The sequence below is a fragment of the Bacillus sp. RZ2MS9 genome (genome assembly GCF_001816185.2).
Lineage (GTDB): Bacteria > Bacillota > Bacilli > Bacillales > Bacillaceae_G > Bacillus_A > Bacillus_A cereus.
On record NZ_CP049978.1, the window covers coordinates 1,651,086 to 1,675,749 of the forward strand.

A 24,664-nucleotide genomic window follows, 5' to 3' on the forward strand; every position below is an offset into this window, starting at 1 on the left:
GCCCCCTTTTTTCTCATTGTAAAACACTAAATTGTTATACATAAATGAAATGTTTGTTAGACAGGTAGGGGATAAAAATGCAAACAGATCTATTAAATATATTTTTCGAAGAGTCAGAAGAACATTTACAGTCGCTAAATGAAAATGTGCTAGTGTTAGAACAAAATCCTGCTGATATGGATGTTGTAGGAGAAATATTCCGATCCGCTCATACATTCAAAGGTATGTCTGCGAGCATGGAATTTACGGAAATGGCTGATTTAACGCATAAGATGGAAAATGTGTTAGATGAAATTCGTCATGGAAATATAGTTGTAAATGCGGATATTATTGATGTGATTTTTGAGTGCATTGATAATTTGGAGAAGATGGTTGCAGATGTGCAACAAGGTGGAATGGGCAATATTGATGTAGCCTCAACTAAACAGAAATTAGAAGCATTATTGAACGGCAATGTAGAAACTCCTACGGAACATATAGAGCAAAATCATATAGACACCGATGATGCAGTTTCGCATGAAGTGCATATAACAGTTGAACAGCAAGCGATTTTAAAAGCAGTACGTGCCATTATGTGTATTGAAGCATTGCAAAATATAGGGAATATACAAAAAACAGCTCCGAGTATTGAAGAAATTGAAGCAGATGCTTTCGGATTTGAATTTACAGTATTTATGGATACGGATTGTAGTATAGAAGAGTTGAAACAAGTAGTACTTCATGTTTCTGAAATTGAGAAAGTGGAAGTAAAGCAAGGAGAACCTATATCGAAGGAAGTAGCTTCTAAAAAAGTCGTGACACAAGAAGTTGTGCAAGTAGAAGAAAAGCTACAACCTGCTGTGGTTACGCAAGTAAAATCACCGATAGAGGCAACGAATCAACCTTCAAGTACTATGCCAGCTAAAAGTACTACAAAAACGAAAAATGCTAAAGTGGAGAATCGTTCAATTCGTGTTCAATTAGAGAAAATCGAAAGATTAATGAATATGTTTGAAGAAAGTGTAATTGAACGTGGGCGCATTGATGAATTGGCTCAAACGATTCAAAACAAGGAGCTAATTGAACATTTAAATCGATTAGGCGATATTTCAAAAGATATTCAAAATGTACTATTAAATATGCGTATGGTGCCGATTGAAACTGTGTTCAATCGTTTCCCGCGTATGGTACGTATGTTAGCGAAAGATTTAGGGAAAAAAATCGATTTACAAATTACAGGTGAAGGTACTGAAGTAGATAAAATTGTTATTGATGAAATCGGCGATCCGCTCGTTCATTTAATTCGAAATGCAATCGATCACGGTGTTGAAACTGTTGAAAAACGACGTGATGCAGGTAAAAATGAGACAGGTACGATTAAATTAGAAGCCTTTCATAGTGGAAATCATGTCGTTATTCAAATTACGGATGATGGAAACGGTATTAATAAAGGGAAAGTATTAGAAAAAGCGATTAAAAATGGCGTTGTAACTGAAGCGGATGCGAATAGATTAACAGATCGTGAAGTGTTTGATCTTATTTTCCAACCAGGATTTAGTACAGCTGAAGTTGTATCAGATCTTTCTGGACGCGGTGTCGGATTAGATGTTGTAAAACATACGATTCATAGTTTAGGTGGACATTTAATTATTGATTCTGAGGAAGGAAAGGGAAGTACATTTAGAATTGAACTTCCATTAACGTTGTCTATTATTCAATCTATGCTTGTTCAAACGAATGATAAGCGTTATGCTTTACCTCTTGGAAATATCGTTGAAGCAATTCGAATTAAGAGAGAAGACATCCAATCCTTACAAGGAAAAGATGTGTTAAATTATCGTAATCAAATTATTGAAGTGAAACATTTAAGTACTGTATTTGGTGAAAAAACAGTAGATGAGGCGTTTGCGTCATATGATGGTCAAATGGTTCCTGTGTTAATTGTTCGTAACACACATCGCAGCTATGGACTTATTGTAAACACAATTATCGGTCAAAGAGAAATAGTCTTAAAGTCATTAGGTGACTTCTTTGCAGAGAGTTCTAACTATTTCTCTGGTGCGACGATTCTCGGTGATGGACGAGTGGTCCTCATTTTAAACCCAGAAGGTTTATAATAGGAATGAAGGAAAGCTCCCCACTTGTATACAATTGGGGAGCTTTTTGGCTAATCATTACGAATCTAATAATGGGATACATAGTAACGTTTTATACTAATGAGTTTGCTAAAATAAAATAAGAGTTTATATTATTTGATAGAAAAACAGAAATGAGGAGGCAGGGAAAATGCCTGAGCAACACACAAAAGGGGATACGAGCACGATTGTGCTAGAAAAAGAAAATGAGCATTTAACGCCCCAAGAATGCGATATTCTTGGCGAAATTGCAAATATATCATTTGGTTCAGCTTCGACTGTATTATCAACAATTTTAAATAGGCAAGTAAGCATTACTGCTCCTCGTATAGAGTTGGTAGATTTATATGATTCAAGAGATGTCGAAGTTCCACATGTTGTATTAAACATTCATTTTACAAAAGGATTAGATATGGAAAACCTTCTTGTTCTTAAGCAAGATGTTGCATTGTCCATTGCTGATTTAATGATGATGGGAACAGGTGAAGTCGAGGACGGAAAAGAACTTGGTGAATTAGAGCTAAGTGCTGTACAAGAAGCGATGAATCAAATGATGGGATTCGCAGCTACATCTATGTCGGAATTCTTCCAAGATACAGTAGATATGTCTCCGCCGACGATTAAAGTTGTAAAGTTATCAGAAGAAATGGAGAAAATCTCTGAAATCGATGGGAATCATACGATTGTTAAAGTATCGTTTGATTTAAAGATAGATAATCTTGTAAACTCTAAACTTGTACAAATTGTTTCAGTTGAGCATGCGAAACAAATGGTAAATAAATTAATGCAATTATCTGGTGGAGTAGAAGAAACAGACGAACCAGCAGAAGTAGTGGAAACTGAGATTGTAGAAGAAGTTGAAAAAGAGCATTTAACACAAGAAGAGAAAGATGTGCTTGGTGAAATTGCAAATATTTCAATTGGCTCCGCTTCAACAGTATTGTCAACGCTTTTAAATCAGCCAGTTACAATTAGTACACCAAATGTGGAAGCAATCAATGTTCGTCATTATGATGGAGTACCAGTACCATTTGTTATTTTAAATGTCGACTTTGTTGAAGGGCTAAAGAATGAGAATGTATTCGTATTTACGAAAGATGTTGCCTTAACAATGGTAGATTTAATGATGATGGGAACAGGGGAAGTTGACCCAGAAAAAGAGCTTACTGAATTAGAACTGAGCGGTATTAAAGAAATTATGAACCAAATGATGGGTCATGCTGCTACGGCGATGTCAGAAATGTTTCAAGAAAAAATGGACATGACGCCGCCAAATGTTAAATTTGTAACGTTAAAAGAAGAAATGGAATATTTGGGAGAGTCAATGGAAGTGGACGAACTCGTTCAAATTACGTTCAATCTTGAAATTGGCGATTTGCTTCAATCGAAGATGTATCAAATTTTGCCAATTTCCGAAGCAAAAGAAATGGTAAGGCGACTTCTGTATCCGATGGTGGAAGAAGAAGAGATTGCCACAGAAGAAATTGAAGAAGAAAAAATTGTAGAACCAGTTGTGCAACCTATTGAATTTAAAGAAGTAAAACAAATGGAACCAGTATATATGGACACGTCCATTCTACAAAATGTAGAAATGAACGTGAAATTTGTATTTGGAAGTACAGTGAAAACGATTCAAGATATATTAAGTTTACAAGAAAATGAAGCAGTTGTACTAGATGAGGATATTGATGAACCGATTCGTATTTATGTAAATGATGTATTAGTGGCGTATGGTGAACTTGTAAATGTAGATGGATTTTTTGGAGTAAAAGTGACGAAATCACTATAAGGCATTGAAATAGGAGTTTGAACTAGTAGATGAAAAACGTAAAGTTTTTTCTAATGAGTTGGCTATGCATACATGTGTGCTTGTTCTTCCCCTTGCAAAGTCAGGCTGAGGAACAAATTGAGTCAGATCAAAAAATAAATGAAGTGAATGTACAAGAAGAAAATAAGGAATCTCAAGAATCGTCAGAACAAGTGGAAACGAAGCAAGATGAAGAGAAACAAAAAGAAGCAGAGCAACAAGAAGTAGAACAACAAGAAGTAGCAAATAAACAATTGAATGAAAGAAAGATAGAAACGGAACAGGGAATTATTACAGTAAATAAGCCGGAGCTTAAAGTTGGCGAAGAAGTGCGAATTGCTGTAGAACCAAATGGGAAAAACATTCAAAGTATGAAAGGTATATTGCAGCTACAAAAAAATGGCGAGCAATATGCGCAAGAAAGAATACTATCTTTTGAGTATGATGAAGAAACGAAGAGCTGGGTTGCTAACTATAAAGCAGGGAATTTTGATTTGCAAGGTGATTGGAATCTTCAACTCGTTCAAAGTTACAAAGAGAATGAGAAAGAAGAAATCGTAAAAAATGAAGTGAAAGTCCCGCTCATTCGTATTAAAAATGAAACGCCAACTATAGATAAAGAATTGCCAAAGTTACAGAAAGTTACTATTGATGAAGTAAAAGAGAACTTAGTTGAACGAAAACAGGGAGATTCTATACATATACGAGTAAAAGCGTTAGATATAGAATCGGTTGTAAAAGAAGTGCGCGTTACATTAAAAGGGAAAGAAAATAAAGAGCTTTCGTTTTTATTAGACTACAACAAGCATGATATGGATTGGCAAAAAGTATTTGAAATAACAGAAGCATTGCCGGCTGGGCCATACGAATTACTTGTAGAGATAATAGATGCAGCAGGTAATAAACTTGTTGAAGAAAGTGAATATACCATTTCTGTTTTGGCGCCAAAAAACGAAGATGATAAAAAGATAGAAGAGAAAGAGAAAGAAGAGAAATTAGATAATAAACTAGAAAATGAATTAGAAGATAAGAAAGAAAATGAGAAGCAAGAAGATTTGAAAATCAAAAACCCGCTTCTAGAAGAAAAATTGCCGGTTGTTCAAATTCCGAAGCAAGATGAGAAAGTAAATAAGTTTATAAAAGAACCGTTGAAAGAGAAAGAGGAATTTACTTACGTTATAAAAGAGCCGTTCGAAGACAACAAGGAAGTACATAAGGCGAAGGACCAAAAAGAGAAAAATAACAAACAAGTTGTCTCTAAAAAGAAAGAACAAAAAGAAGAAACGAAAGACAAGGAAGAAGAAAAAGGTGAACAGGGAGTACAAGCTTCGGATGTATTTACTATCATGTCAGGTTTGTTCGTACTGTTTTTAGTTTTAAAGAGTAATAAAGAATGGGGCTAATTATTTCATAGTAGTGGAGGCGCTTAAATGGAGATTAAACGTACGACAATTGAAGATAAGACGCTACAACCATTAAAACAGCCTGCAGCTATTTCGGAACATGAAATCCAGAAAGAACGAAAGCGTAGCAATTTAGTGTTTACTGGACAGTCTAAAATTATTTCGAAAAATAATGAGATAGGTATTTTACTTGCAAGTTTAAGTGATGGAAAGATTATGAAGGAAATGCTTTCTAAAGAGATGGATACAGTGTTACAACTTTTTAAAAAGTTACATACGTTATCTGAAGAAGGAAAGCAATCAGAAAAAGTGTTTGAACAAGTAATTAGAAGCCTGCAAGGACTTATTAAGCAGGCGCATATAAAAGAACTTCCTTTGTTAGATGGAACATATGATTTCGCTGAAGTGCAACTATCATTTGGTAGAAAAGTACATATTCCTTTACTAGATGTAAGTGCACTCATCTCTAGAGTGGAAAGTGATTCTTCAGAAGGAAATATAAATTTGATGGTAACGGTTATTACTGCTTATATAACGAAATTGTCTAACGAAACGATTTTAATTAGCGTTACAGACCGCATTGCTAAAGATCGGGATGTAAGTGTATGGAGAGCGCTTGCGGAAATGAACATGACACAATTATCACAGGCATTGAAACAAACGATGCAAGAACATAAATGGTCTATGACGTTTCTTTTTCTCTTCATATGGATTGTCGGTATTATTTTAATTCGAGTTATGTAAAAAGGTCGTCACTCCATTGTGACGACCTCTTTTATATTTTTTCGTAGAAGAATGTATCAAATCGCTGAAGATTGTAACGTTCGGGTGTTAAAATTTGTTCCGTACTACCAACAAATAGTACACCGCCTTTTCGTAAAGAACGACTAAATTTTTCGTAAAGTTTTATTCTTGCTTCTTCTGTGAAATATATCATTACATTACGACAAATAATCAAATCATAATTTGTATCGAATGACTGCATTAAAAGGTCATGTTGTTTAAACGAGACGTTTTGTTTAATGTTTTGATGCAATGAATATAGACCATTCTCTTTTGTGAAATGACGTTCTTTCAAATCAGTAGGTAATTCCTTTAACGAACGTTCTGTATATTGAGCGCGTTTTGCGGTTTCTAAAATATGAAAATCAAGATCTGTTGCTTGAATTTCAAAACGAAATGGAGCTAGATGCTTTGATAAAATTAAAGAGAGTGTATATGGTTCTTCACCAGCAGCGCAAGCGGCACTCCATACCTTTAATTTTCCGCTATTTTGTTCGAGTAATTTTGGTAGTGCTTTCGACTCTAAAGTTTGCCATCGTTCTTTATTTCTAAAAAACTCTGAAACGTTAATTGTAATATAGTCAATAAAATTTAAAAATAAATTTTGATCAGCGCGTAATTTGTTTAAAAAATTAGTGTAGTTTTCAAAGCCTTTTCTCGAAATGAAAGCATCGATTCTACGGCGCATTCTATCTTGCTTATACGAAGCGATATCCATATTGAATTGTTGTTTAAAACTCGCGATAAAATGATCATAATCTTGTTCAATTATCATATTTATAATAGGCACAATAATGATATTGTGCCTCCCCCTTTACATCATACGAATTTTTTGTTCAAAGCTTTTTTTCATTTGCTTTTCATGTAATCCTGGTAAATCATAAATGACAGCATCAATACCTGCTTCTTTTGCAACATCGACAGGGATGACAGATGTATGTTTGTCCCCATTATAAAAACAGAGAACTAAATCAGTGTCTTCAATAATTTGTTTAATAAAAAACATATAATCTGATCGGTAAATGGAGTCAGAAGGATGATCAAAAGCAATATATTCGGCTCCGTGTTTTTTTAAGTAATCAACGACTTCTTGAAATTCATCTGTTATTGCTTGCAATGGTTGCAGCGTGTAAAGGCATAAATTTTGAGCGAGTCTTTCATTCTCAACGAAAAAACGAAGAACCTCATTTTCGATAGATTTATAACATAATATGTAAATTTTATGTTTGTGAGCATAGTCAGTTAAAAATTTTTTAATTTCTTCTTGATCTAATGCTGTTAATTGATTTGAACCACAAAGGAAAATATTCATAGAATTGTGCCACCTCATGCTAAATTGTAACATATCTTTTATAAAAAATAACTGCAAAATATTACTGTTCAGAGTATAATTATAAATAACTGGATTTTACGATTAAGTTTAGGAAGAAATAAAAAAATAAATAGGTGATATATATGCTACGTTCTATCTCGCATAATCCAATTTTATCGCATATACCGCCTGCTACTCAAATGCCGAAAGAAGCAAATGTCAGGACAGGACTTGCATTTTCGGATAATTTGCATGCAGATCCGAAAAAAGATAAATTACTAGAACAAATGGAAGCTTTTGTCGATAATATTGGAGAAATTAAAGAGAAAATTGAAATGGAATTAACGCTTGATAATGTAATGGAATACAAAAATACAGTAAAATCATTTTTGAATTTTTACGTGGATAATGTATTGCAGTATAAAGATGTCATGTCTCGTCACCCGCGTTACGGATATTCACAGAAAATGACGATTGTGAAACAGGCAGAAATGGGATTGAATGAATTAGAAGATGTTATGAATTTAATTAATACGAAAACAGGACATTTAGAAATGTTAAATCAAATTGGAGAAATCCATGGTTTAATTGTGAATTTAGTCTTGTAAAAGGAAGGAAGCTATATGTACATACAATTATATGAAAAACTCGTTATTATTCAAAAAGCGTATGAAAATATTCAAGCGCTTGGAGAGCAAATATATGAGAATTTAAAAAATAAAAATGTAAATGCAGTTCAAAAATTGCAAGTAGAGCAATTGCAGTACATTGATGGTTTAAAAGGGTTATCAAGCTCATTAGAAGAAATGGTTGTTCAGTTCTGTAAAGAACAAGGAGTTGAAGCGTTTCGTGTAAGTGCGTTATTTTCGTATTTTTCTCAAGAAGAAATTGAAAAAATGGAAGAATTACAAAAAAACGTAACTGAATTAGAAGAGAATGTAAAAATGCTTCTTTTGAAAAATCAATATTACTTAAACGTACTATTAAAAACTACAGAAAGTATTGTGGATTCTGTTTCTGAATATAACTTAGAGCGAAACAATAATTCGCAAATCTTTATGAACGAACTATTGTAAAGGAGAAGTGAAGCTTTATGAGATTATCTGATTATAATACACCGCTATCGGGCATGTTAGCGGCTCAAATGGGGTTACAAACAACGAAACAAAACTTGTCTAACATTCATACACCGGGTTATGTGCGTCAAATGGTGAATTACGGATCTGTTGGAGCAAGCAATGGTCATACGCCAGAACAGAGAATTGGTTACGGTGTACAAACGCTAGGTGTTGACCGTATTACTGATGAGGTAAAGACGAAGCAGTTTAATGATCAATTATCTCAGCTCTCTTACTATAACTACATGAATTCAACTTTATCACGTGTAGAGTCTATGGTTGGAACGACAGGGAAGAATTCATTATCTAGTTTAATGGACGGTTTCTTTAATGCCTTTCGTGAAGTAGCAAAAAATCCAGAGCAACCAAACTACTACGATACATTAATTTCTGAAACTGGGAAGTTCACAAGTCAAGTGAATCGTCTTGCGAAAAACTTAGATACAGTGGAAGCACAGACGGCAGAAGATATTGAAGCGCATGTTAATGAATTTAATCGTCTTGCTGCTAGTTTAGCAGAAGCGAATCATAAAATTGGACAAGCGGGTACACAAGTGCCGAATCAACTTTTAGACGAACGAGATCGCATCGTTACAGAGATGTCTAAGTATGCAAACATCGAAGTATCTTATGAATCTATGAATCCTAATATCGCAAGTGTTAGAATGAATGGTATTTTAACAGTAAATGGACAAGATACATATCCACTTCAATTAAATAAAGAAAAAGACCCAATGTCAGTTGAGATTTACGGTTCAGAAATCTCTGTAACTAGCGGAGCGATAAAATCAGCGATTGATACGAAAGCAAAGATTGTTGATTATAAAAAAAATCTCGAAGACTTAATGAATTCAGTGAAAAATCAAGTGAATACAGTGATGGGAAAAGATTTCTTCGTTGGAGATTATGCAAAAGATATGAAGTTAAATCCAGAATTCCAAAAAGATGTTTCGAAAATGAAAATGTCTGCTGAAACAGCAAATAAACTAGCAGCAGTTACAGATGGAGATTATAAAGAAGGTCTTTCTTATAAACAAGCATTAGACCAATTTATAGTTCGTGTTGCATCTGATAAAAGTGCAGTAAATGGTTATCAAAAAATTCATGGCGATTTACTAGAAGGTATTCAGCAAGAAAAAATGAGCGTTGAAGGTGTAAATATGGAAGAGGAAATGGTAAATTTAATGGCCTTCCAAAAATATTTCGTCGCAAACTCTAAAGCTATTACTACGATGAATGAAGTGTTTGATAGTCTATTTTCGATTATTCGATAAGTGATAATAATTGATTGGAAATATATAAGGAGGAGATAGAAATGAGAGTATCTACATTTCAAAATGCAAACTGGGCAAAGAATCAGTTAATGGATTTGAATGTGCAACAACAATACCATAGAAACCAAGTAACTTCAGGGAAGAAAAATCTTCTTATGAGTGAAGATCCACTTGCAGCGAGTAAATCATTTGCGATTCAACATTCATTGGCGAATATTGAACAAATGCAAAAAGATTTAGCTGACTCAAAAAATGTATTAACACAAACTGAAAATACTTTACAAGGTATTTTTAAATCTTTAACAAGAGCAGATCAATTAACGGTACAGGCATTAAATGAGCCAAATGGTGAAAAAGAATTGAAAGCCATCGGTGCAGAGATTGATCAAATTTTAAAACAAGTTGTATATTTAGCGAATACGAAAGAGCAAGGTCGTTATATTTTCGGTGGTGATAGTGCAGAAAAGTCACCATTTACAGAAGATGGTACGTATCAGGGCGGAAAAAATGATGTGAACTGGCAATTAAATGATGGTTATGAATTAAAGGCATTTCGTAACGGAGAAGCATTATTATCACCGGTTATAAAAACGTTAAAACAGATGAGCGAAGCGATGCAAAAAGGTGACCAAAAAGCGTTACAACCGTTATTAGGAGAAAATAAGAAAAACTTAGATGGCATCATTAACCGTACAACTGAAGTTGGTTCAACAATGAACACAATGGAGACGTTTAAAACAATTTTAAGTGAGCAAAATTTAGCGCTTCAAGAAAACCGTAAAGAAATTGAGGATGTTGATTTAGCGGTCGCAATTTCTGACTTGGCATATATAAATGCGACGTATGAAGCGACGCTTAAAGCGGTTAGTACGATGAGTAAAACGAGTATTTTAGACTACATGTAATCTATAAGGAGTGAGAAAAATGGCAGGAACAACGATGACAGGTATTGGTGGTAGACAACAAATTTGGAACCTCGGAAATAATATGATCGATACTTCTAACTTCGTCGAATTAGAAATGAATGCTTTAGATATGAGAAAAACACCGTATACGAAAGAAAAGAATGACCTTACAAATGATAAACTACTATATACAAGTTTAAAATCAGAATTTAGTTCTTTTACACAAACTTTTAAAAACTTAGCGGCTTTTAAAGGAAATGAGAAAAAAGTAACGACAACACAAGACGGTTATATTAATGTAAAAGCTGATGGTGGTGCGATTGCAGGAACTTTTAATATGACGATTACACAGCTTGCACAGCGTCATCAAATAGCTTCAAATGACATTAAAGATATAAATGCGAAGCTTCCTAAAGATGAAACATTAAAACTAGGTGGTAAAGAACTAAAAGTAACAACTGATATGACATATAAAGATTTAATTAATAAGATTAATGATGGAGATTATGGCGTATCAGCTTATACACTTGGAAATAAAATTTTCATGACCTCGAAAAAAGAAGGAACAGATGGAGTAATTAAGTTTGAGGGGAACACATCTACACTATTTCAAGATATTGGTTTAGCTAATGCGGATGGCGTAGCACTTAATACAATCAATGAAGCGCAAAATGCTATGTATACTATTAATGGTATCAAAGGTGAAGGTTCTACTAATACAATTGAAGCTCTTCCTGGTGTGAAAATTGAGTTGTTAAAGGTAACTGAGCCGAAAGTAGAAGGAGCGCCAGATGCTGGTACAACAACAGATCCAAAAGCAAAAGGTATAGATCTAAAATTTACAGTAAATGACTCAAACGTAACAGATGCATCGAATGTTATTAAAAAAATGGTAGCTGATTATAATAAAGCTGTTTCTACAGTAGATATCTTTGCTGGAAAAGGTGGAGCTTTCCAAGGGCAAGCTATTATGCAAAGTGTACGTCAGGCAATGAACAATGTCGTAACATTTTCTCAAGATGGTAATTATTTATTCACATTTGGTATTCAATTAAAGCAAGATGGAACGATGGAAGTTAATGATGAAAAATTAACACAAGCATTAAAAGAAAAACCCGATGCAGCGAAGCAATTTTTCTTTAGTTCTAACGGTTTAGGAAAAATGATGGAAGAACCGCTTGATAAACTATTCGGTGATAAAGGTGTAGTCGGCGAGAGAGTTAAAAACATTGACTCACGTGTAAGTGATTTAGATAAAAAGATTAAAGATATTGAGACGCAAAACTTGCAAAAGCAAGATGAAATCGTGAAGAAGTATCAAAAGCTAGAGAGTACATTGGCGGCGCTTGATAGCCAACTAAAAACAATTAAAGCAATGACAAAACAAAAAAGTGATGATTAATGAAAGTTGAGGAAGTGATCGTATGCAAGCATGGCAACGTTATATGCAAAATGATATTATGACGAGTAATCCGATTAAAAATACAATTTTTATTTATGAAAGATGTATTGTAGAGTTTCGTAATTTAGAAGAACTTTTACATACTTTTAAACTTCAAGAAGGGGACGCACTTCTTGAAAAATTAGAACGTATTTTTGAAGAACTAAAGCTTCAATTAAACCCTGAGATTACGAAAGATTTATATGATAGTCTCTATGGTTTATATGATTGGATTAGCATTCAAATTCAAACGATGAAAGTAACGCGTGAAGCGAAAGATATTGATGCAATTGTGAAAGTGTTACAAGATTTAATAGACGGTTACCGCGGAGCACTTGAAAATGAACAATGATATTTATCGGACGTTTGTCAGCTGTTTTAATGAAATCGGTGAATTGCAAGTGTCAGACAGAGAGTTTGCTGAGAAGAGTGAGATGTTAAATCGCTGGATGATGACATTGGATGAAGAAACGCGTGCGCAAGTTGCAGCAGAAGTAAGCCCGTTCATTATTAAGGCAGCACAGCATATTCGGGATAAGCAAAAGATTTTGGAAGAAATGATTATGACAAATGATGGGCGAATGAAGGCTAATTCATTTTACGGTAAATATTAATAATAACGTCTGGAAACAGGTTCCCCTTTTAAAAGGGGGTCTATTCCTTCGTTTACACAAAGAACCCGCTGATTGAGGTTTCATTTTATGACTGTGATGAAATAATAATTGTAATCTAAATAATAGAAAAATGGAATTTAGTTTATATATTGAAATGTTCTATAGATTACTGTGTGTATACAGTTTTTTGCATTCTTTTTTATATTTTTGTATTTTTCTAAAGACAACAATGAAAAAATGGAATAAAATATGTAAGGGTACATAATAGTAAATATTTTAATAAACGCATATAAGAAAATAAATAATGAAGTGAAACTTCTATCAGTGGATCATTACGTTAGAAAAGGAAGGGTGTGGAATATGCCAGATTTAGTGAGTGATGTAAGCCATTATATGAATTATTTAGTAACGAAACGAAATACGGTTTCTAGTAATATTGCAAATGCGAATACACCTGGCTATAAAGCACAAGATGTAACATTTGCTGAGCAGATGAATAAAAGTAGTGCATTATATAAAAACAATGCGGCTGATTTAAAGAGTAATCCAGATTTATATCAAACGAATGAAATGCACTTGCCGACAGTAAATACGAAAAATACATATGCAAAGATTCAAACAAAATCAATGCAAACGAATAAAGACGGAAATAGTGTGGATGTAACGACAGAAATGCTAGATTTAATGAAAGCAAATCAGTTATACGGTATTTCAGTTAACGCAATTAATACACAATATGCAATTAACCAAGCGGCACGCGGACGTTAAAAGTAGAAGGAGAGACAACGGATGTTTCAGGCAATTAATGCAAGTGGCTCAGGACTAACGACAGCGAGAAAGTGGATGGAAGTTACTTCTAACAATATTGTAAATGCAAATACGACGGCGGCTCCGGGGGCAGATTTATATGAGCGTCGTAGTGTGGTGCTAGAATCAAACAATAGTTTTGCAAGTATGCTAGATGGGGCTCCTACTAACGGAGTAAAAATAAAAAGTATTGAAGCAGACAAAACGGAAAATTTAGTGTATGATCCGACGCATCCGCACGCAAATGAAGAAGGATATGTACGTTATCCCAATATTGATGTAACTGCTGAAATGACGAATGTAATGGTTGCTCAAAAAATGTATGAAGCGAATACGAGTGTATTAAATGCGAATAAAAAAATGCTTGATAAAGATTTAGAAATCGGCCGAGGATAAGGGGGAAGATAGTAATATGAAAATTCAACCAATGTTACATACACAACCATTTGGAGCAATTCAGTCAATTGGTGCACCGAAAACTGCTCAAACATCTGTAGCTCCGGAGAAAAAGTTTATTGATTTATTGGAAGATATGAATCAAACGCAAAACAATGCGCAAACAGCAGTATATGATTTACTAACTAAAGGGGTAGGAGAAACACATGACGTTTTAATTCAGCAAAAGAAAGCTGAGTCTCAAATGAAAACAGCTGCTCTCGTACGTGATAATCTTATTGAAAATTATAAGTCACTAATTAATATGCAAATTTAGGAAAGTGGACGGGTGTGTTTAAATGGAAAAGATGAAAAATGTTATTCAATCGTTAAAAACGTGGCATAAGTTAGTAATTGGTGCTGCGCTTTTAGCGATTGTAACAGGAGCACTTTTATACTTCACCTTGCCAGATAAATATGTTGTTGTATATCAAAATTTAAATGATGCAGATAAACAAGAGATTACAGCAGAATTATCGAAGTTAGGTGTCGATTACCAATTAGCGGCCGATGGTTCGATTCGTGTGCAAAAGAATGATGCTCCATGGGTTCGAAAAGAAATGAATGGGATGGGCTTACCGTTTAATTCGAAAAGCGGTGAAGAAATTTTATTAGAAAGCTCTCTCGGTTCAAGTGAACAAGATAAAAAAATGAAGCAAATTGTCGGTACGAAGAAGCAATTGGAACAAGATATTGTAAGAAACTTTGCGACAGTTGAAACGGCAAATGTTCAAATTACATTGCCTGAAAAAGAGACAATTTTTGATGAAGAAAAAGCAAAAGGAACAGCGGCGATTACGGTTGGAGTGAAGCGTGGACAATTGTTAACAGCTGATCAAGTTGCAGGTATACAGCAAATGATTAGTGCAGCGGTTCCTGGTGTGAAAGCAGAAGAAGTAAGTGTTATTGATAGTAAAAAAGGTGTTATCTCAAAAGGAGCAGATGAAGCACATTCTAGTAGTTCCTCTTCTTACGAGAAAGAAGTAGAGATGCAGCACCAACTTGAAGGTAAATTAAAGCAAGACATTGATGCAACGTTAATGACGATGTTTAAACCGAATGAATATAAAGTGAATACGAAAGTATCTGTAAACTACGATGAAGTTACACGTCAGTCAGAGAAGTATGGTGATAAAGGTGTACTTCGTAGTAAACAAGAGCAAGAGGAAAGCTCTACTGCGCAAGAAGGGGCAGATACGAAGCAAGGTGCTGGTATTACAGCTAACGGTGAAGTGCCAAACTACGGTACGAACAATAATCAAAATGGTAAAGTTGTCTACGATAATAAAAATGGCAACAAAATTGAAAATTATGAAATAGATAAAACAGTTGAAACAATTAAGAAACACCCAGAATTAACGAAAACGAATGTTGTTGTATGGGTAGATAATGATACGTTAGTAAAACGTAGAATTGATATGACAACTTTTAAAGAAGCAATCGGAACAGCGGCAGGACTTCAAGCTGATCCGAACGGTAACTTTATAAATGGTCAAGTTAACGTTGTAACTGTTCAGTTCGATCAGCCGAAAGCCGAAAAAGAGAAAGAGCCAGAAAAAAGTGGTATGAACTGGTGGTTATTCGGTGGAATTACAGCTGGCTTATTAGCAATCGGTGGTCTAGTATGGTTCTTATTAGCAAGACGTAAGAGAAAGAAAGAAGAAGAGGAATATGAAGAATACTTAGCAGAAGAGGAAATTGCTGCAAGTAATGAAAGTATCTTGGAAATTCCTGAAGAAAAAATAGTGCCAGAGCCAAAACCTGAACCAGAAGAACCGAAAGAACCGAAAGAACCTACGTTAGATGAACAAGTGCAGGATGCTACGAAAGAACATGTAGAAGGAACTGCAAAAGTAATTAAAAAATGGTTAAACGGACAGTAAGGGAGGAACAACGATGTTAGATGAAATCTCCTCCAAAGAAAAAGCTGCCATCCTTATTCGTACATTAGAAGAAGGGGTGGCAGCAAAAGTCATTGAATATATGACAGCTGAGGAAAAAGAAGTATTACTTCGTGAAATCGCAAAGTTTCGTGTATACAAACCAGAAACGTTAGAAAATGTACTAGGAGAGTTCTTATATGAACTAAATGTAAAAGAATTGAACTTAGTCACTCCAGATAAAGAATACATTCGTCGCATATTTAAAAACATGCCAGAAGACGAACTGGAAAAATTATTGGAAGATCTTTGGTATAACAAAGATAATCCGTTTGAGTTCTTAAATTCACTTACAGATTTAGAGCCACTTCTTACAGTGCTTAATGATGAGTCACCACAAACAATTGCAATTATCGCTTCTTATATTAAACCGCAACTTGCGTCTCAATTAATTGAGAGATTGCCAGATCATAAGCGCGTTGAAACGGTAATGGGTATAGCGAAACTAGAACAAGTTGATGGTGAGTTAATTAATCAAATTGGTGAGTTGTTAAAATCGAAATTAAATAATATGGCATTTAGTGCAATTAATAAAACTGATGGCTTGAAAACAATCGTAAATATTTTAAATAATGTTTCACGAGGTGTTGAAAAAACAGTCTTTCAAAAGCTGGATGAAGTCGATTATGAGTTATCTGAGAAAATTAAAGAAAATATGTTTGTCTTTGAAGACTTACTTGGTCTTGAAGATCTTGCGCTTCGCCGTGTATTAGAAGAAATTACAGATAACGGTGTTCTTGCGAAAGCACTTAAAATTGCAAAAGAAGAAATTAAAGAGAAATTATTTACATGTATGTCTTCAAACCGTAAAGAGATGATTCTAGAAGAATTAGATGGCTTAGGACCGCTTAAGATGACGGATGCTGAAAAAGCGCAGCAAACGATCACTGGTACAGTGAAAAAGCTAGAGAAAGAAGGAAGAATTATCGTTCAAAGAGGTGAAGAGGATGTCCTTATTTAAAAACAGAATTCCGAAGAATTCTGTTTCTTTTTCTGAAGAAACGTATGAATTACAATTTCCAAAACCAGCTTCAGTTCAAATAGAAGAGGAAGAATTACAAGCTGATCATGCAGAACTTCGCGCCCAGCAAGAATCGTTACATATGGAAATGAATCAGCTAAGGCAAGAGAAGCAAATGCTAGAACGAGAGCGGCAGCAGTTATTACAAGATAAAGAACAATTTCAAATGCATATTCATGAGCAAATGGAACAGATGGAAGCAGCGCGTGTGCAATTTCAAAAAGAACAACAAGAAACAGCGTATGAATGGACAGAGTTATTATGGGATCAATCTTTTCATCTAGCAGAAAAAATCGTGAATCAAGCGGTAGATTCACGATTGCTTGATGTGTTACCTATTTTAACTGGCATCGTGCAAACATTGCCAACTTCGTTTGAAAAATTAATCATTACAGTACATCCAGAAACGTTTGAACGTATTCAAGAAGAGAAGGAGAATACGAAAGAATATTGGTTACTACAATTAGTAGAATGGAAATATGATTTCTCCCTGCAGTTTGGTGAATTTGTTCTGGAAGAAGAGAAAGAGTTCTTTGAATTTAAATTTGCACCTATATTTGCGAAACTTCGTCAGAAATGGGAAGAAGAGAAGTTATTTGAGGAGCAAAATGTATGAGCCGCCTGTTAATGAATGAGAACGAAAAATGGAATAAGTTCATTGAAACACCGCTGTATACGAAAGTAGGCAAAGTTCATAGTGTACAAGAACAGTTTTTCGTAGCAAAAGGGCCGAAAGCGAAGATTGGTGATGTTTGCTTCGTTGGAGAACATAACGTCTTATGTGAAGTGATTGCCATTGAAAAGGAAAATAATATGCTACTTCCATTTGAACAGACAGAAAAAGTATGTTATGGAGATTCAGTAACATTAGTTTCAGAAGATGTTGTTGTACCACGTGGTAATCACTTGCTCGGAAAAGTGTTAAGTGCAAATGGTGAAGTGTTAAATGAGGAAGCTGAAAACATTCCATTACAGAAAATAAAACTAGATGCACCACCTATACATGCATTTGAACGTGAAGAGATTACCGATGTATTTGAAACAGGAATAAAATCAATTGATTCTATGCTAACAATTGGTATCGGTCAAAAGATTGGTATTTTTGCTGGGTCAGGTGTTGGTAAATCAACTTTACTTGGAATGATAGCAAAAAATGCAAAAGCTGATATAAATGTTATTAGTTTAGTAGGGGAACGTGGCCGGGAAGTAAAAGACTTTATTCGAAAAGAGTTAGGCGAGGAAGGTATGCGAAAAAGCGTCGTTGTTGTAGCGACGTCAGATGAAAGTCACCTTATGCAACTTCGTGCAGCGAAACTCGCAACGTCTATTGCTGAATACTTCCGTGATCAAGGCAATAACGTATTACTTATGATGGACTCTGTTACTCGTTTTGCCGATGCACGAAGAAGTGTTGATATTGCTGTTAAAGAGTTACCGATTGGTGGTAAAACACTGTTAATGGAAAGTTATATGAAGAAGTTGTTAGAGCGTTCCGGAAAAACACAAAAGGGATCTATAACAGGTATTTATACGGTGCTTGTTGATGGGGACGATTTAAATGGTCCTGTACCAGATTTAGCACGTGGTATTTTAGATGGACATATCGTATTAAAGCGTGAGCTTGCAACGCTTAGTCATTATCCTGCAATTTCAGTATTAGATTCAGTAAGTAGGATTATGGAAGAAATTGTTTCGCCACATCATTGGCAACTTGCAAATGAAATGAGAAAGATTTTATCAATTTATAAAGAAAATGAATTGTATTTTAAGCTAGGAACGATTCAACAAAATGAAGAAAATGCTTATATTTTTGAATGTAAAAATAAAGTAGAAGGCATAAATACATTTTTAAAGCAAGGTCGATCGGATAGTTTCCAATTTGATGATATCGTTGAAGCGATACAGCATATAGTATAAGGCCTCTGCATAAGAGGTCTTATTTTTTTGTTTTTTAATATTTCACAGATTTTTTTGGAAAAAAACTATATAATAGAAAAAGAGAACGTTATAATAGAAAGGGGTTATGAAAACAGGTGGATAAACAGCAGTACGACACAATAAAATTGCAAATAAACCAAGAAAAAGAACATATTTTAAAAGAAGTGTATGAATTAACAGCTGAAAAAAGAAAAATAGAACAAAAAAAAGAATATGATTTATATGTTGTGAAATCGCGTAGTAAAGTCGTACAAACTGGGCAACGTATTATGGCTGGCATGCTTTCTTCACATACGTTTTCACCTGAAAGAATAGAAGAATGGAATCGAAAAATTAAAAAAACGGAAGGTTTTATTCAAAAAAATGAAAGCCTTTTAGAGCAAGTAAAAGAAAAAGAACGTGTCATTGATGAGATGTATCAAGAAGATTGCAAAAAGCTTGCGAAAGCACAAGAAAAGCTGGAAGAAAAAATGCTTCTGGATTTGAAAATGTGTATGAATGGATGAGGTGAATGTAGTGATACAGTCTGTATTACCGGTGCAACAAAGTTTACCTCCGCAAAAAGAAAAAGGGCTAGAAGTACAATCAAAAAATGAAGATTCTTCATTCGATCGTACGATGAGAATGGAAAATAAAAAACAGCCGCAAACGGAGAAAATGAAACGAGAAGAAGCACCAAAAGAAGAGAGAAAAGATTATATTCTTTCTAAAAAATCGGTAACGGAAGAAGAACCTATTGTAAAGAAAGAAGAAAAAAAAGAGACAGAACAGTTGTTATTAGCTGTATCTGAGCAAATGGTTGCAATTGAGCAATTACATGTGCAGCCGGAATTGTTATATCAATACATACAAAAAATACAAGAGCTATATAAAGAATATGGCAATATTAAACTTAATGAATTACCTGCAGCTGAATTACAACAATTACAAGAACTTCTTTCAAATATGAATATCAAAAATGCCATATGTTTAGAAGATACAATGCAAATGGTATTAGACAAAATGAAGATGCCAGAGCAAACGATGCAAGCATTGAAGGTTGTAGAAACAGAAACTTGTAATATTGCAAAGGAACAAGAAGAGTTTAAAGACGTAGATCTTCCGAAACTTGAGAGCGATGATACAAAGGTAGAGTTGCCAGAAGTTGATGCATTAAACGATTCGAGCTCTGCAGGTGCAGAATTATTAAATAAAACGACGAGTACCGAACAAGTAGGGAAATCAAATAGTGGTGCTGAGAAAGTTTCATTACCTGACTTAGGAAAGAAAATGGAAGCGCAAGTAGAAGCGTTGCAAAAATTTGTAGTGAAACAAGAACGTGTTTTATTCCAGTTAAATCCAGAAAAACTTGGTACATTAACAGTGCTTATGAAAAAACACGGAGATCAAATTGACGTTCACGTAGAAATGGAAAAACACGATGCGAAAAAACGTGTTGAAATCATTTTTGATGAATTGAGATTAAAGTTAAAAGAAAAAGAAATCAATATTCAAATTAGCTATTCAGATAAAGATGAAAATCGCAAAGAACAGCGAGAACAAGACCAAAGGCAAAAACAGAAATTAGCAAATACAAATCATGAAAAACAACAATCAACAGAATTTGCGGGATTATTGGAGGAATAAAGCGTGCCAACAGTTGGATTAAATACAACGAGTACAAATCATATTCCGTTACAAGCAGGAGCGCAAAAAAGTAATGTACCTGTTAATGGTGTACAATCGCCAGTGCAACAAAGTAATGGAGTTTCAGCAGGAGCGCAAAAGACTCCTGGGGTAATGGGGAAAGATGATTTCTTAAAATTGTTTTTATCAAGTTTCCAACATCAAGATCCATTTAATGCGATGGATATGAATCAAATGATGAATCAGACAGCGCAGTTATCTCTTATGGAACAAGTACAGAATATGACGAAAGCAGTAGATAAGCTGCAATCAACGATGTATTCAACAGCACTTGATGGTGGAATGAAGTTTTTAGGGAAATACGTAAGAGGTGTTGACGGTGACGGAAACAAAGTAACCGGTCAAGTAGAAACGGTTCGTCTTGCGGAAAATAACGATGTACAGCTCGTTATTAATAATAAAGTTGTCTCTCTTCGTTTCGTTGAGAGAGTGTCTGATAAACCGATTGGGGAAACAAATCCAGAAGACGCAAAGAAAGACGATCAAAAAGTAACTGAAGAAGTAAAAAATACAAATTCATAAGGAGTGTCCATACGTTATGATTAAAGCGTTATATACAAGTATTACAGGGATGAATGCAACACAAAATGCATTAAGTGTAACTTCAAATAATATTGCCAATGCACAAACAGTAGGTTATAAAAAACAAAAAGCAATGTTTGATGATTTACTATATAACAATTCGATTGGTGCAAAAGGTGACGGTAAATACGCAGGAACGAATCCGAAAAGTATTGGTAACGGTGTGAAAATGAGTGGTACTGTTACGGATTATAGTGATGGTACAATTACGTTAACAGGTGGCAAAACACAAGCCGCAATGGAAGGTAATGGTTTCTTCGTTGTAGGTGATTCAAAAGGCGGAAATATGGAATTTACTCGTAAAGGCACGTTTGGGATATCTTCAGATTACTATATTACGAATACTGAAGGTCAATACGTATTTGCATACCCTGCAAATGAGGCAACTGGTGAAGTTGATTTATCTGGAATTCCAGGACCGTTGCAAATTCCAATGGGAACAGCAATTGGTGGTATTCGAACATCGAAAGGGACCATTAAAGGGAATATTCCAACTGGTGAAAAACAAATCACACAAGATTTACCTGTATATGATAATGCAGGGAATACATGGACAATGCGTGTAGAGTTTAAACAAACGAGCGAACATAATTATACATATAAAGTACAAATGCGTAATGACTCGAAAAAAGAAACAGAGTTTAAAGATGTTCCAGGTGCAGGTGGTAATATGACATTTGATGCTGTTGGAAATCCAAATCCGAAAGAGCAAGGAGCTAATATTCCATTTGATGGCGGCTCTATAAAATTAGACTTAAGCCATTTAACAAATCATCCAACAGATAAAACATTATCAGTAACAGACGTAGATGGTAGAGCAGCAGCGACGGTTAAAGATTGCTTCATTGCTGACGGTGGATACGTAATGGTAAAATATTCTGATGGAAGTATGAAATCTGCAGGCCAATTAGCTGTTGCGATGTTCCCGAACGAAGGTGGACTAATGAAAACAGGTAATGGTAACTATACGGCGACGAATACAACAGGTATTTTAGCTCTTGGTACATCTGGTCAAAACGGTGCAGGTAAAGTACGCGGTGGTGCACAAGAAGGTGCTAACGTAGATTTATCTGTAGAATTCGTTGACTTAATGTTATACCAACGCGGATTCCAAGGAAATGCGAAAGTAATTAAAGTTTCAGATGAAGTATTAAATGAAGTTGTAAACTTAATTAGATAATATATCGCATGGAAAAAATGTAATGGAGTAGAAAGGGTTTTTTATTCGTATGACAAGACAAGAGCGAATTTTACAATTGCCTTTTTTCGAAAATAAACGTGAACTTGCCGAGCAAGTATTAAAAATAGAACGAGAAGAGCATGTATATTTACCAGATCAATTTGAAATTAAGCAAGTGCCACCGTATTCATTTGGCGAAAAACAAGCAATCATTGGCCGTATCCATGAGTTTTATTTCATAAGTGTTGGTAGCGATAGTGTTTGGAAGTATCAACTGTTTAAGGATGAGATGAAGTGTCGTGAGTTTTTTGTTATGTTGCCTGATATTACGGATCAGCAGATAGCGTTTTGGTTTAATAACATAGAGTTATTGAAAAGTTCTTAAAAAGATCTAAAAAGCTCTTTTTAGGGTTGACGAGAGGACCCAGCGTTGTTTTTGAGCGGTTAGTGCCTAATAGGGCCTCGACTGGTGTGTAAGGACAAAGGTATGGAGAGTTACTAGGGTAGTATAAAAAGAGGTAAGCAAAGTTTAGTGTGGATAAACAGTTATGGTCCAGAAGAGCTCCTAGTTGTAAGAATAGAGCTATGGAGGCGTACTGAGATAGTTGGGGATGAGATAATCATTTCATAGTAGGACAGTGCCTTCTGGATAGTATGTGACAATAGATTTTTATAAAAGGAGAGGTGAGGAGGATGGCGCAAAATAAGTATCGCGTTACATTCATTTCGCCGAGTGAGGTTGAGCAGCGGACTGTAATGGCGGCGAATAGTTTGCCAGATTTAATTCGTAAAGTAGAAAGTATTATCGCAGATCCAAACGGTTATTTTGTGAATGATAAAAAAAATAATTGTTATTTTAAAGTGATTAAAGAAAATGTTACGTTTATTCAATATGAGTTACTATTTTCGGATAAGGAAATTCATATTGAAAAATTAAAACATATAGCACCGGTAGTATTAAAGCGATTATTCGAAAAAATAAATGACCCGGAATTATATGCACTCGCGCTACTTGATGTTGATATAGCAACGAAAGAATATGTGCTAGCAGAAATGAATTCTGAGCTGAGAATAAGAGTAGAGACGGAGCTTTCGAAAAAATGGGAAGCAATGCCGACAGAAATTGTAGGAGCGCAAGAAGTGTTATTAGAAGCACTTGCTTCGTTTATACAAGATTAATTGTTTTTTAATAAAATGAATCGTTCGACTATCTATATTTTTTATATAGGTAGTTGACTTTTTCTCTTTTATAAAGCTTAATAATTAGATATACGGAATTAATGGAAGGGGAGCGACACCTTTATGTCACAAGCACAAAGTATTTTATTAGAAAGCGGAACAAATGAATTAGAGATTGTTACGTATACTGTTGGTGAAAACCTATTTAGTATTAATGTTATGAAAGTACGTGAAATCATTAATCCATTCCCTGTTACAACTGTGCCAGAATCTCATCATGCAGTTGAAGGTGTTGTTCAAGTACGTGGTGAAATTTTACCTGTTATTAACTTGGCAATGGCTCTTAATTTAAAGTCAACAAAGCCACTTGATCAAACGAAATTTATCATCTCAGAATTAAACCAAATGAAAGTTATTTTCCGCGTGGATGAAGTACATCGTATTCAACGTATTTCGTGGGAACAAATTGATGAACCAGCTTCATTATCTATGGGACTAGAAGAAACGACATCTGGTATTGTAAAACTAGATGGAAAAATCATCTTATTATTAGATTATGAAAAAATTGTATGTGAAATTAGCGGCACTGGTTATGACAATAAATCAATTGCAGGGTTAGAACAAAAAACAGATCGAGCTGAAAAAGTAATTTACATTGCAGAAGATTCAGCGATGCTTCGCCAAATATTAGAAGAAACATTATCATCAGCTGGATATACAAAAATGAACTTCTTCAGCAATGGTGCAGAAGCGTTAGCGCAAATTGAAAAATTAGCGAAAGAGCAAGGCGAAAAAATGTTTGAGCATATTCACTTGCTAATTACGGATATTGAAATGCCAAAAATGGATGGACATCATTTAACGAAAGTGGTTAAGGATAGTGAAGTAATGAATCGTTTACCAGTCATTATTTTCTCTTCATTAATTACAAATGAATTATTCCATAAAGGTGAAGCTGTAGGAGCAAATGCCCAAGTAAGTAAGCCAGATATTCAAGAGCTAATTGGTTTAGTTGATAAGTTAGTGCTTTAAAAGCTTCTATTTAGCCGGAATAGAAGCTCTAGCCAAGTGTTGAGCGGTCAGTGCTTAATAGAGCCCTATGCGATGTTGAGATCAGATATATGG

At 34.7% G+C, this 24,664-nt stretch carries 27 protein-coding genes; 25 read left to right on the plus strand and 2 right to left on the minus strand.

Annotated features, from left to right (window positions below; all coding sequences use genetic code 11):
* Nucleotides 1–77 precede the first annotated feature (77 nt).
* The 4 genes from BHV55_RS08555 to BHV55_RS08570 all read left to right on the plus strand — a co-directional run bounded on the left by BHV55_RS08555 (nucleotide 78) and on the right by BHV55_RS08570 (nucleotide 6,068).
* Nucleotides 78–2,096 carry a chemotaxis protein CheA gene (locus BHV55_RS08555; RefSeq protein WP_070757121.1) on the plus strand — a complete coding sequence of 673 codons (2,019 nt, stop codon included), beginning with the start codon at nucleotides 78–80 and terminating at the stop codon, nucleotides 2,094–2,096.
* A 169-nt stretch (nucleotides 2,097–2,265) separates the two neighbouring features.
* Nucleotides 2,266–3,903, plus strand: coding sequence for a flagellar motor switch protein (locus BHV55_RS08560; protein ID WP_001115014.1), 1,638 nt, complete (start codon nucleotides 2,266–2,268; stop codon nucleotides 3,901–3,903).
* Between the two features lie 29 nt (nucleotides 3,904–3,932).
* Nucleotides 3,933–5,324, plus strand: coding sequence for a transglycosylase (locus BHV55_RS08565; RefSeq protein WP_070757120.1), 1,392 nt, complete (start codon nucleotides 3,933–3,935; stop codon nucleotides 5,322–5,324).
* A gap of 27 nt (nucleotides 5,325–5,351) precedes the next feature.
* Nucleotides 5,352–6,068 (plus strand): hypothetical protein, encoded by a 717-nt coding sequence (locus BHV55_RS08570; protein ID WP_000403962.1) that lies wholly within the window; start codon nucleotides 5,352–5,354, stop codon nucleotides 6,066–6,068.
* A gap of 31 nt (nucleotides 6,069–6,099) precedes the next feature.
* Here the strand turns inward: BHV55_RS08570 and BHV55_RS08575 are convergent, their stop codons facing one another.
* On the minus strand, nucleotides 6,100–6,882 hold the full coding sequence (locus BHV55_RS08575) for a CheR family methyltransferase (RefSeq protein WP_000582874.1): 783 nt from the start codon (nucleotides 6,880–6,882) through the stop codon (nucleotides 6,100–6,102).
* Between the two features lie 39 nt (nucleotides 6,883–6,921).
* The gene (locus BHV55_RS08580; protein ID WP_070757119.1) at nucleotides 6,922–7,419 is read right to left on the minus strand and encodes a flagellar motor switch protein FliG; all 498 of its coding nucleotides are present in this window, start codon (nucleotides 7,417–7,419) and stop codon (nucleotides 6,922–6,924) included.
* A 143-nt stretch (nucleotides 7,420–7,562) separates the two neighbouring features.
* On the opposite strand from BHV55_RS08580, the gene BHV55_RS08585 reads away from it, so the two are divergent.
* From BHV55_RS08585 to BHV55_RS08685, 21 genes are all read left to right on the plus strand, one after another.
* The gene (locus BHV55_RS08585) at nucleotides 7,563–8,027 is read left to right on the plus strand and encodes a YaaR family protein (protein WP_000946323.1); all 465 of its coding nucleotides are present in this window, start codon (nucleotides 7,563–7,565) and stop codon (nucleotides 8,025–8,027) included.
* A 15-nt stretch (nucleotides 8,028–8,042) separates the two neighbouring features.
* Nucleotides 8,043–8,495, plus strand: a complete 453-nt coding sequence (locus BHV55_RS08590) for a hypothetical protein (protein WP_000275882.1) — start codon at nucleotides 8,043–8,045, stop codon at nucleotides 8,493–8,495.
* A 17-nt stretch (nucleotides 8,496–8,512) separates the two neighbouring features.
* On the plus strand, nucleotides 8,513–9,811 hold the full coding sequence (flgK, locus tag BHV55_RS08595) for a flagellar hook-associated protein FlgK (RefSeq protein WP_030024825.1): 1,299 nt from the start codon (nucleotides 8,513–8,515) through the stop codon (nucleotides 9,809–9,811).
* Between the two features lie 41 nt (nucleotides 9,812–9,852).
* Nucleotides 9,853–10,716 (plus strand): flagellar hook-associated protein 3, encoded by an 864-nt coding sequence (locus tag BHV55_RS08600; RefSeq protein WP_001266403.1) that lies wholly within the window; start codon nucleotides 9,853–9,855, stop codon nucleotides 10,714–10,716.
* 19 nt (nucleotides 10,717–10,735) lie between these two features.
* Complete coding sequence (locus BHV55_RS08605) at nucleotides 10,736–12,118, plus strand: flagellar hook-associated protein 2 (RefSeq protein WP_000929291.1); 1,383 nt, start codon at nucleotides 10,736–10,738, stop codon at nucleotides 12,116–12,118.
* A gap of 22 nt (nucleotides 12,119–12,140) precedes the next feature.
* Nucleotides 12,141–12,509: a flagellar export chaperone FliS gene (locus BHV55_RS08610; RefSeq protein WP_001149516.1), complete on the plus strand. Its 369-nt coding sequence runs from the start codon at nucleotides 12,141–12,143 to the stop codon at nucleotides 12,507–12,509.
* The gene (locus BHV55_RS08615; RefSeq protein ID WP_001058088.1) at nucleotides 12,499–12,771 is read left to right on the plus strand and encodes a hypothetical protein; all 273 of its coding nucleotides are present in this window, start codon (nucleotides 12,499–12,501) and stop codon (nucleotides 12,769–12,771) included. The genes BHV55_RS08610 and BHV55_RS08615 overlap by 11 nt, the downstream gene beginning before the upstream one ends.
* Before the next feature lie 309 nt (nucleotides 12,772–13,080).
* Nucleotides 13,081–13,539 (plus strand): flagellar basal body rod protein FlgB, encoded by a 459-nt coding sequence (gene flgB, locus BHV55_RS08620; RefSeq protein WP_372588481.1) that lies wholly within the window; start codon nucleotides 13,081–13,083, stop codon nucleotides 13,537–13,539.
* 21 nt (nucleotides 13,540–13,560) lie between these two features.
* A complete protein-coding gene (gene flgC / locus BHV55_RS08625; protein ID WP_000484680.1) occupies nucleotides 13,561–13,974 on the plus strand; it encodes a flagellar basal body rod protein FlgC in 414 nt (137 codons plus the stop codon).
* A gap of 16 nt (nucleotides 13,975–13,990) precedes the next feature.
* Complete coding sequence (gene fliE, locus BHV55_RS08630; RefSeq protein ID WP_069604190.1) at nucleotides 13,991–14,290, plus strand: flagellar hook-basal body complex protein FliE; 300 nt, start codon at nucleotides 13,991–13,993, stop codon at nucleotides 14,288–14,290.
* A gap of 22 nt (nucleotides 14,291–14,312) precedes the next feature.
* A complete protein-coding gene (locus BHV55_RS08635; protein WP_070757118.1) occupies nucleotides 14,313–15,896 on the plus strand; it encodes a flagellar M-ring protein FliF C-terminal domain-containing protein in 1,584 nt (527 codons plus the stop codon).
* Nucleotides 15,897–15,909: 13 nt separating this feature from the next.
* Nucleotides 15,910–16,914 (plus strand): flagellar motor switch protein FliG, encoded by a 1,005-nt coding sequence (fliG, locus tag BHV55_RS08640; protein WP_000883364.1) that lies wholly within the window; start codon nucleotides 15,910–15,912, stop codon nucleotides 16,912–16,914.
* The gene (locus BHV55_RS08645; protein WP_000051691.1) at nucleotides 16,901–17,590 is read left to right on the plus strand and encodes a FliH/SctL family protein; all 690 of its coding nucleotides are present in this window, start codon (nucleotides 16,901–16,903) and stop codon (nucleotides 17,588–17,590) included. The genes fliG and BHV55_RS08645 overlap by 14 nt, the downstream gene beginning before the upstream one ends.
* Nucleotides 17,587–18,891 (plus strand): flagellar protein export ATPase FliI, encoded by a 1,305-nt coding sequence (fliI, locus tag BHV55_RS08650; RefSeq protein ID WP_000088695.1) that lies wholly within the window; start codon nucleotides 17,587–17,589, stop codon nucleotides 18,889–18,891. The genes BHV55_RS08645 and fliI overlap by 4 nt, the downstream gene beginning before the upstream one ends.
* Nucleotides 18,892–19,007: 116 nt before the next feature.
* Nucleotides 19,008–19,418 (plus strand): hypothetical protein, encoded by a 411-nt coding sequence (locus BHV55_RS08655; RefSeq protein ID WP_000360855.1) that lies wholly within the window; start codon nucleotides 19,008–19,010, stop codon nucleotides 19,416–19,418.
* A 10-nt stretch (nucleotides 19,419–19,428) separates the two neighbouring features.
* Nucleotides 19,429–20,538 (plus strand): flagellar hook-length control protein FliK, encoded by a 1,110-nt coding sequence (locus BHV55_RS08660; protein ID WP_070757117.1) that lies wholly within the window; start codon nucleotides 19,429–19,431, stop codon nucleotides 20,536–20,538.
* A gap of 3 nt (nucleotides 20,539–20,541) precedes the next feature.
* Nucleotides 20,542–21,120 (plus strand): flagellar hook assembly protein FlgD, encoded by a 579-nt coding sequence (locus BHV55_RS08665; RefSeq protein WP_001143460.1) that lies wholly within the window; start codon nucleotides 20,542–20,544, stop codon nucleotides 21,118–21,120.
* 16 nt (nucleotides 21,121–21,136) lie between these two features.
* The gene (locus BHV55_RS08670; protein ID WP_000588321.1) at nucleotides 21,137–22,360 is read left to right on the plus strand and encodes a flagellar hook protein FlgE; all 1,224 of its coding nucleotides are present in this window, start codon (nucleotides 21,137–21,139) and stop codon (nucleotides 22,358–22,360) included.
* 49 nt (nucleotides 22,361–22,409) lie between these two features.
* Nucleotides 22,410–22,745 carry a DUF3964 family protein gene (locus BHV55_RS08675; RefSeq protein WP_016122222.1) on the plus strand — a complete coding sequence of 112 codons (336 nt, stop codon included), beginning with the start codon at nucleotides 22,410–22,412 and terminating at the stop codon, nucleotides 22,743–22,745.
* A 308-nt stretch (nucleotides 22,746–23,053) separates the two neighbouring features.
* Entirely contained in the window at nucleotides 23,054–23,539 is a 486-nt protein-coding gene (locus BHV55_RS08680; protein WP_000068301.1) for a hypothetical protein, read from the plus strand.
* A gap of 123 nt (nucleotides 23,540–23,662) precedes the next feature.
* A complete protein-coding gene (locus BHV55_RS08685) occupies nucleotides 23,663–24,571 on the plus strand; it encodes a chemotaxis protein (protein WP_000075943.1) in 909 nt (302 codons plus the stop codon).
* Nucleotides 24,572–24,664: the final 93 nt, after the last annotated feature.

Excerpts from the sequence above, each read along its gene's own strand:
- BHV55_RS08600 (WP_001266403.1), top strand. The coding sequence starts at position 9,853 with ATGAGAGTATCTACATTTCAAAATGCAAACTGGGCAAAGAATCAGTTA.
- BHV55_RS08555 (WP_070757121.1), top strand. The coding sequence starts at position 78 with ATGCAAACAGATCTATTAAATATATTTTTCGAAGAGTCAGAAGAACAT.
- fliG (WP_000883364.1), top strand. The coding sequence starts at position 15,910 with ATGTTAGATGAAATCTCCTCCAAAGAAAAAGCTGCCATCCTTATTCGT.
- BHV55_RS08565 (WP_070757120.1), top strand. The coding sequence starts at position 3,933 with ATGAAAAACGTAAAGTTTTTTCTAATGAGTTGGCTATGCATACATGTG.
- BHV55_RS08675 (WP_016122222.1), top strand. The coding sequence starts at position 22,410 with ATGACAAGACAAGAGCGAATTTTACAATTGCCTTTTTTCGAAAATAAA.
- BHV55_RS08590 (WP_000275882.1), top strand. The coding sequence starts at position 8,043 with ATGTACATACAATTATATGAAAAACTCGTTATTATTCAAAAAGCGTAT.
- BHV55_RS08685 (WP_000075943.1), top strand. The coding sequence starts at position 23,663 with ATGTCACAAGCACAAAGTATTTTATTAGAAAGCGGAACAAATGAATTA.
- BHV55_RS08570 (WP_000403962.1), top strand. The coding sequence starts at position 5,352 with ATGGAGATTAAACGTACGACAATTGAAGATAAGACGCTACAACCATTA.
- BHV55_RS08560 (WP_001115014.1), top strand. The coding sequence starts at position 2,266 with ATGCCTGAGCAACACACAAAAGGGGATACGAGCACGATTGTGCTAGAA.
- BHV55_RS08605 (WP_000929291.1), top strand. The coding sequence starts at position 10,736 with ATGGCAGGAACAACGATGACAGGTATTGGTGGTAGACAACAAATTTGG.
- BHV55_RS08645 (WP_000051691.1), top strand. The coding sequence starts at position 16,901 with ATGTCCTTATTTAAAAACAGAATTCCGAAGAATTCTGTTTCTTTTTCT.
- BHV55_RS08635 (WP_070757118.1), top strand. The coding sequence starts at position 14,313 with ATGGAAAAGATGAAAAATGTTATTCAATCGTTAAAAACGTGGCATAAG.
- fliI (WP_000088695.1), top strand. The coding sequence starts at position 17,587 with ATGAGCCGCCTGTTAATGAATGAGAACGAAAAATGGAATAAGTTCATT.
- BHV55_RS08670 (WP_000588321.1), top strand. The coding sequence starts at position 21,137 with ATGATTAAAGCGTTATATACAAGTATTACAGGGATGAATGCAACACAA.
- BHV55_RS08580 (WP_070757119.1), bottom strand. The coding sequence starts at position 7,419 with ATGAATATTTTCCTTTGTGGTTCAAATCAATTAACAGCATTAGATCAA.
- BHV55_RS08615 (WP_001058088.1), top strand. The coding sequence starts at position 12,499 with ATGAACAATGATATTTATCGGACGTTTGTCAGCTGTTTTAATGAAATC.
- flgK (WP_030024825.1), top strand. The coding sequence starts at position 8,513 with ATGAGATTATCTGATTATAATACACCGCTATCGGGCATGTTAGCGGCT.
- BHV55_RS08575 (WP_000582874.1), bottom strand. The coding sequence starts at position 6,882 with ATGATAATTGAACAAGATTATGATCATTTTATCGCGAGTTTTAAACAA.
- fliE (WP_069604190.1), top strand. The coding sequence starts at position 13,991 with ATGAAAATTCAACCAATGTTACATACACAACCATTTGGAGCAATTCAG.
- flgC (WP_000484680.1), top strand. The coding sequence starts at position 13,561 with ATGTTTCAGGCAATTAATGCAAGTGGCTCAGGACTAACGACAGCGAGA.
- BHV55_RS08585 (WP_000946323.1), top strand. The coding sequence starts at position 7,563 with ATGCTACGTTCTATCTCGCATAATCCAATTTTATCGCATATACCGCCT.
- BHV55_RS08680 (WP_000068301.1), top strand. The coding sequence starts at position 23,054 with ATGGCGCAAAATAAGTATCGCGTTACATTCATTTCGCCGAGTGAGGTT.
- BHV55_RS08610 (WP_001149516.1), top strand. The coding sequence starts at position 12,141 with ATGCAAGCATGGCAACGTTATATGCAAAATGATATTATGACGAGTAAT.